At 33.1% G+C, this 6,457-nt stretch carries 4 protein-coding genes and 1 pseudogene; 3 read left to right on the top strand and 2 right to left on the bottom strand.

Annotated elements, in window-relative coordinates:
• Positions 1-1,313 (bottom strand): annotated as a pseudogene (locus DM444_RS02055) (hypothetical protein); the annotation flags it as partial.
• 624 nt (positions 1,314-1,937) lie between these two features.
• On the opposite strand from DM444_RS02055, the gene DM444_RS02050 reads away from it, so the two are divergent.
• Positions 1,938-2,708 (top strand): DUF2490 domain-containing protein, encoded by a 771-nt coding sequence (locus tag DM444_RS02050; protein WP_111283494.1) that lies wholly within the window; start codon positions 1,938-1,940, stop codon positions 2,706-2,708.
• Positions 2,709-2,727: 19 nt separating this feature from the next.
• Here DM444_RS02050 and DM444_RS02045 read toward each other — a convergent pair whose 3' ends face one another.
• On the bottom strand, positions 2,728-3,690 hold the full coding sequence (locus tag DM444_RS02045; protein WP_111283492.1) for a YheT family hydrolase: 963 nt from the start codon (positions 3,688-3,690) through the stop codon (positions 2,728-2,730).
• A gap of 223 nt (positions 3,691-3,913) precedes the next feature.
• Between DM444_RS02045 and DM444_RS02040 the strand changes: the two genes are divergently transcribed.
• Both DM444_RS02040 and DM444_RS02035 read left to right on the top strand, forming a co-directional pair.
• Positions 3,914-5,236: a TolC family protein gene (locus tag DM444_RS02040; RefSeq protein ID WP_111283490.1), complete on the top strand. Its 1,323-nt coding sequence runs from the start codon at positions 3,914-3,916 to the stop codon at positions 5,234-5,236.
• Between the two features lie 4 nt (positions 5,237-5,240).
• The gene (locus DM444_RS02035; protein WP_111283488.1) at positions 5,241-6,455 is read left to right on the top strand and encodes an efflux RND transporter periplasmic adaptor subunit; all 1,215 of its coding nucleotides are present in this window, start codon (positions 5,241-5,243) and stop codon (positions 6,453-6,455) included.
• The last annotated feature ends 2 nt before the right edge of the window (positions 6,456-6,457 follow it).

Below are 6,457 nucleotides of genomic sequence, written 5' to 3'. Positions count from 1 at the left end.
CCATCATTTCCAGGCTCTCCTTTCAATGCCGCAAGCTGGTCATCTGTGAAATCCGAATATTTGAAATCTTTTCCAGGATCTCCCTTCACGCTCGGGATAACCGATGTCGTCCCGTCTGTGTAGGTAATGGTAAGATTCCCTTCGCTGTCTGAAACTGATGTAAAAACTCCTTTTCCATCATTTCCTTTTTCGCCTTGTTTTCCTTGAGGACCACGTAAGTTTTCTAACTGCGCATCGGTAAAATCTTCGTATTTAAAATCACGTCCATCAACTCCATTTGTTCCATTGGTTCCATTGGTTCCATCAATTCCATTTGTACCGTTAGTACCCGGATCTCCTTTTAAAGCCAATAACTGGTCTTGAGTAAAATCATCATATTTGAAATCACGTCCGTCGATTCCGTTAGTTCCATTTGTTCCGTCAATTCCTTTAACTTTTCCTAAATCTTTAGTCGAACCATCAGAATACGTGATAATAAGATTTCCTGAACCATCAATAACAGTTCCAGCTATACCTTTCCCATCTAATCCATTCTTTCCATCAGCGCCTTTTACTTTTCCAGCGTCTTTTGTAGAACCGTCAGAATAGGTGATAATAAGATTTCCTAAAGAATCAACTATTGTATTTGTGATACTTTTTCCGTCTAGTCCATTTTTTCCATCAGCTCCTTTTACTTTTCCTGCATCTTTTGTAGATCCGTCAGAATACGTAATAATAAGATTACCTAAAGAATCAACTATTGTATTTGTGATGCTTTTCCCGTCTAATCCATTCTTTCCATCAGCACCTTTTATTTTTCCAGCGTCTTTTGTAGAACCGTCAGTATACGTAATAATAAGATTTCCTGAACCATCAACTGCGGTTCCAGTAATTCCTATTCCATCGTTACCTCTGTCTCCTTTATCGCCTTTTACTTTTCCGGCGTCAATAGTTGTTCCGTCAGAAAAGGTAATAATAAGGTTACCAGCAGGATTAATTACTGTATTCGAAATATTTTTTCCGTTGTTTCCTGTACCAATTTCATCAGAAATAGCAAGTCTGCACCATTTATCGATATACCAGTAATAGTACCCAGGCTTAATGTCTGCAATTGTAGATGTATTAAAAACAAGCAGACTGTTTACATTTCCGTTTTTAATAGTAGTACGATCTGTACTGCTTTTCAACGGAATCTGCGGAATCAAAAGACCTTTGTCTTTTGCATAAACTTCTAACTGTGCAGAAGGGATTGTTTGCTGTTTTCCTATCACAACTTGCGAATAGGCAGAATAACCACCTAACACAAATAATAAAGGAAGTAATTTATTTTTCATAGCATTTAAATTATCAATTCGATTTTTTCTTTGTTTCAAAAAAGAGCACTCATTTCCTTTTGTATGAAGAGATAAAAACTAAATGATTAGCTATCAATAAAATACAAAATAATTTATGCTTGATTTGAGGGTACAAAGTTCCTTCGAAATTGAAACTGAAATTGCCAGTAAAAGTTTTTTAAATTACATTATAGGGTATTTTTAAAAATATATTCAAAAAATAATATTCTTAACCTATTAAAACAAAAAAGGTTAGAAACATATCGTTCTCACCTTTTTTTTAAATATTAAAACCAAAAACATTAACTGCTAAATTTAGTGTTAACAGTTGCAAATTTCTTATTAATAAAACAACGCCATTGCCCTTATAAATTTTTAAAATAATAGATTACGACTTTTTAATTCTCATTTAAATTTTTGATTTACTGCAAGAAAAAAATAAAATTTAAAAAGCCCGAAATTGTAATGAGCTTTTTTTATTTAAATGTAATTACATTATTTACAATGTTTTAGGTAGATAAAACTAAAAAAGAATACCTTTACTGTCTTATTGCTTCCTTTTATTGTTTCTGCCCATTCACAAGAAATTTATTCTCTAATTAATAATTTCTATTGTAATTTAATATGAAGAACAATCTTATCTGGATTCTTATTTTCTTTCTTCCATTAAGACTATTAGCACAAAGTACTCAGGAAAAAGAAATTAACCAGCAGCTTCAAACCTGGGTTTCTATAAATAGTGTAACTAAATTTACAGATCATTGGGCTGTAATTGGCGATTTTCACATCAGACGAAATGATTTTGTGGCTGATCCCAGTTTCTATTTTATAAGAGGCGGATTCAGTTATATCCCAAATTCAACTATTTCGTTGACAGCTGGATATGCTCATATGTGGCTTGCACCTTCAAATCCTGATTGGAGTACTTTTGCAGGTGAAAATAGGATTTACCAGCAAGCGCAGTTAAATACTAAAGTGGGAAACGTAAGCATTCTTCAGCGCCTTAGAAACGAACAGCGCTGGCAGGAAAAAATTGTTGATGACAAACCAAGCGGAGATTGGCGTTTTACCAATAGAATTCGTTATTTAATGAGTTTTACTTTCAGCGTTTTCAATAATAAATCGTGGCCGAAAATGGTTCTTTCAGATGAAATTCTTTTGCATTTTGGAGAAGAAGTTGTTTATAATACATTTGATCAAAACCGCTTTTTTATTGGAATAAAAAAAACTATTAACCCAAAATGGAGTTATGATTTTGGTTATATGAATGTTTATCAACAGAAATATTCAGGCTATCAATATGACATGAATCATACAATTAGATTGTTTTTTTATCTGAATACCAGTATCAGAAAAAAAACTCCTTCAGCAATTGAAAATTCTGGTGATGAATGATTCTTTTCTTTAATATTCACTAAACCAACTGTGATTTAAAAAAATCATAGGCTCTTTTTTCTGCATAAGAATACATTGAATTACGGAGCGGAAAAGCACAATGTCCGCCATATTTTGGAGTTTCCAGATAAACATACGCACTATCTTGCGCTATAGCTCTTGGATAACATCTTTCGCCCAAAAAAGGATCATCGAGCGAATTAATAATTAAAACAGGAGTAGTAATATTTTGAAGCGAAAATTCGGGAGAAACACGCTCATAATAATCGTCTCGACTTGCAAATCCATGAAGCGGCGCTGTAAAATATTGGTCAACCTCATCAAATGTTGAAATTTTATCAATCTGATCACTATTTATAAAATCAGGAAATTGAGCTGCTTTGTATTTCAGCTTTCGCTTAATATCAATTGTGAAATTTTTTAAATAAACTCGGTTAAAACCTTGTTTAAGAACTTCTGCACTTGTTGCAATATGAGTTGGAACCGAAATTGAAACTGCTGCTTTTATACGTTCATCAACTTTTGTCCATCCTAAATAATTTAAAAGCTGAACACCACCCATCGAATATCCAATCATATAAACCTCTTCGAATCCTTTTTGTAAAACAAACTGAACCACCTCATCAAGATCATCAACCGCTCCGTGATGATAAAGTCTTGGCAAACGATTCATTTCTCCTCCACAAGTGCGATTGTTCCAAGCAAAAACTGAAAATCCTTTTTCCTGAAAATATACCGCACAGCTATTATTATAGGTTCGGCGGGAATCTCCTTCTAAACCGTGACATAAAATAACCGCTTTCTTGGAGTCGTTTATAATAAAATCGATATTGATAAAATCTCCATCGTTCAACTCCATTTTTTCTCTTGTATAACCTGGGGCTTCAAATTTTTTAAACAAAGCCGCATAAATAGTAGAAACATGTCTGTTGCGATGAATAATAGAAGGAAAATTATATTCTGATTGTTCAATTAGTGGCATGACATTTTTTTTATGGTGCTTACTACAAATCTAAGAAATCAATCAATATGTAGGTCTATTTCTCTTTTTAAAATTATTCTATAAACGAAGTTTTTTTATGTTTTTCCAGAATTTTTCATCTATACAAATAGACTTTCTATCTATATCAGCCATCCGCCAGTCTATTGCATTACAATAGTTTACAGATACTTCAGAATTTTGATTCAAATTAAAAAAGTATCAAATGAAAGTCGCTGTAATAATAAGTTTTATACTATGTTCCTTTTTCGGTTACGGACAGGGAACATCAAATACTAAAAAGCAATGGACGCTCGAAGATTGTTTTGCTTACGCTAAAGAAAAAAACATCAGCATCAAAACAACGGTATTGAGTAAAAACGCTGCTGAAGTAAATTATGATCAATCGAAATCTTCAAGATTACCCAATTTAACGGGTTCTGCATCACAAAATTTATCATTCGGTAACTCTATTGATCCCATAACAAGTGATTATGTAAGTCAGAAAGTTAATTCGACAAGTGTTGGAATCAATTCATCTGTCACTTTATATCAGGGAAATCAGATTTCGAATCAAATCAAGCAAAATAAATTATTGGTTGACCAAAATTCCTCATTTGTTGAAGAAGCGCAAAACAATGTAATATTAAGTATTACAGAAGCTTATCTGCAAATTTTATACAATAATGAAGGAATTCGAATTGCTGAAAATAATTTAAAAGCAAGTGAAAAAGAGGTTCAAAGAGCCAAACTAAGATTGGACGCAGGAAGTATTGCGAGAAAAGATTATACAGATGCGCTTTCGCAAGCAGCAACTAATAAATACAATCTTATTGCTGCTCAAAATGATCTTTCGAAACAAATTCTGGTTTTAAAACAATTACTAGAATTAGGTCCTGAAGAAGATTTTGAAATTGCATTTCCTCTCGAAAGCAAAACACCTGATGTAATTCCGAGCAAAATTGAGGTCTACAATAAAGCTATCGCTCTAATGCCTGAAATAAAAGCATCGCAAATTAATGTGGCGGTTTCTGAGAAAGAACTTGATATAGCAAAAGGTTCTTATCTTCCAACCTTATCACTATCAGGAAGTTTGGGTTCTGGTTACACAAATACTCAAGAATTAAATTTCTCAGATCAATTAAACCTGAATTTCAATCAGCGTGTAGGTTTGTCGTTGACAGTGCCAATTTTCAACAGAAATCAAACTAAAGCGCAAGTTCAAAATGCAAAAATAAGTATTGATAAAGCCGAAATCGCTTTGCAAACTGCACAAAAAGATTTGTATAAGAAAATTCAAACCGCTTGGGAAAATGCAACTGCTTCGAGCGAACAAATGACCTCTGCCCAATCAGCTAAAGAAGCTGCAGAAGAGTCGTATGTTTTGTCACAAAAAAAATATGAATTAGGTGCTTTGAGTACAACAGATTTGGTTATCAGCCAAAATACTTATACAAACGCTGCTCAGAATTACATTCAGGCAAAATACTTAAACATTTTATACACACAATTATTATCCTTTTATCAAGGAAACGAAATTAAAATCTAAAACAATGAAAACTAAAAAGAACAAAATTTTTGTATTATCTGCGATAGGTCTCTTAATTGTAGCAATTTGTTTTTCCTTTATTCCAGGATCTAAAGAAACTCCTATAAAAGTAGAATCTCTTAAAGCGAAAATAGCAGATATTAAAACAACAGTAACGGCTACAGGAACAGTTCAGCCAATTAATGAAGTTGAAGTAGGAACTCAAGTTTCTGGTGTTGTAGAAAAAATATATGTTGATTACAACAGCGTGGTTAAAAAAGGACAGCTTTTGGCAGAATTAGATAAAACTAATCTACAAGCGGCTTTAGTTCAAGCAAAAGCTTTATATAACAGTGCTTTGAACGAACAGAGATATTTACAAGGCATTTTTGCCAGACAAAAAACTTTGTATGATAGCAATGTAATCAGCAGATCTGATTATGATGAAGCTTTATACAATTTAAACAACGCAAAAAGCACTGTAGTTCAGCGTTTATCAGATTTGCAGAAAGCAGAGACTAATTTAAGTTATGCAACTATTTACTCTCCTATTGATGGCGTAATTTTATCTAAAGCAGTTGACGAAGGGCAAACAGTAGCGGCAAGTTACAGTACGCCTACTCTATTTACAATTGCTAAAGATTTAACTGAAATGCAGGTTGAAGCAAATGTTGACGAAGCTGATATTGGTCAGGTAAAACAAGGACAGCGCGTAACTTTTACAGTTGATGCTTATCAGGGCGAAGAGTTTAACGGTGTCATTACACAAGTAAGACTTAATGCAACGACAACTTCAAATGTTGTGACTTATACTGTGGTAATTAAAGCGGATAATTCAAATTTAAAATTAAAACCAGGGCTTACGGCTACAATTTCTATTTACACATTAGAATTAAAAGATGTTTTAACAATAGAAGCCAAAGCGGCCAATTTTGAACCAGATGCTAAAATTTTAGCCAATTATCAAAAACAAAATAATATTTCTGTTAGTCCATTAGCATCTCCTAAAAATGAGGATAAAAAAACGGCTCAGGTTTGGATTTTAGACGGTAAAAATATAGTACCTACAATAGTTAAATTAGGAACAAGTGACGGTATTAATGTAGAAGTTTTAAGCGGATTAAAACAAGATGATCAATTGGTTTACGGCTTAAGAGAAATTACAAAACAAGATGCGCCAGAAACGTCTGGAGACAATGACAGTCCTTTTATGCCTAAACCTCCAGGAAAAAAGAAATAACA

The sequence above is a fragment of the Flavobacterium ginsenosidimutans genome (assembly GCF_003254625.1).
Lineage (GTDB): Bacteria > Bacteroidota > Bacteroidia > Flavobacteriales > Flavobacteriaceae > Flavobacterium > Flavobacterium ginsenosidimutans.
Note: the sequence above shows the minus strand (reverse complement) of the source record. Positions and strands in the feature narration are given on the sequence as shown.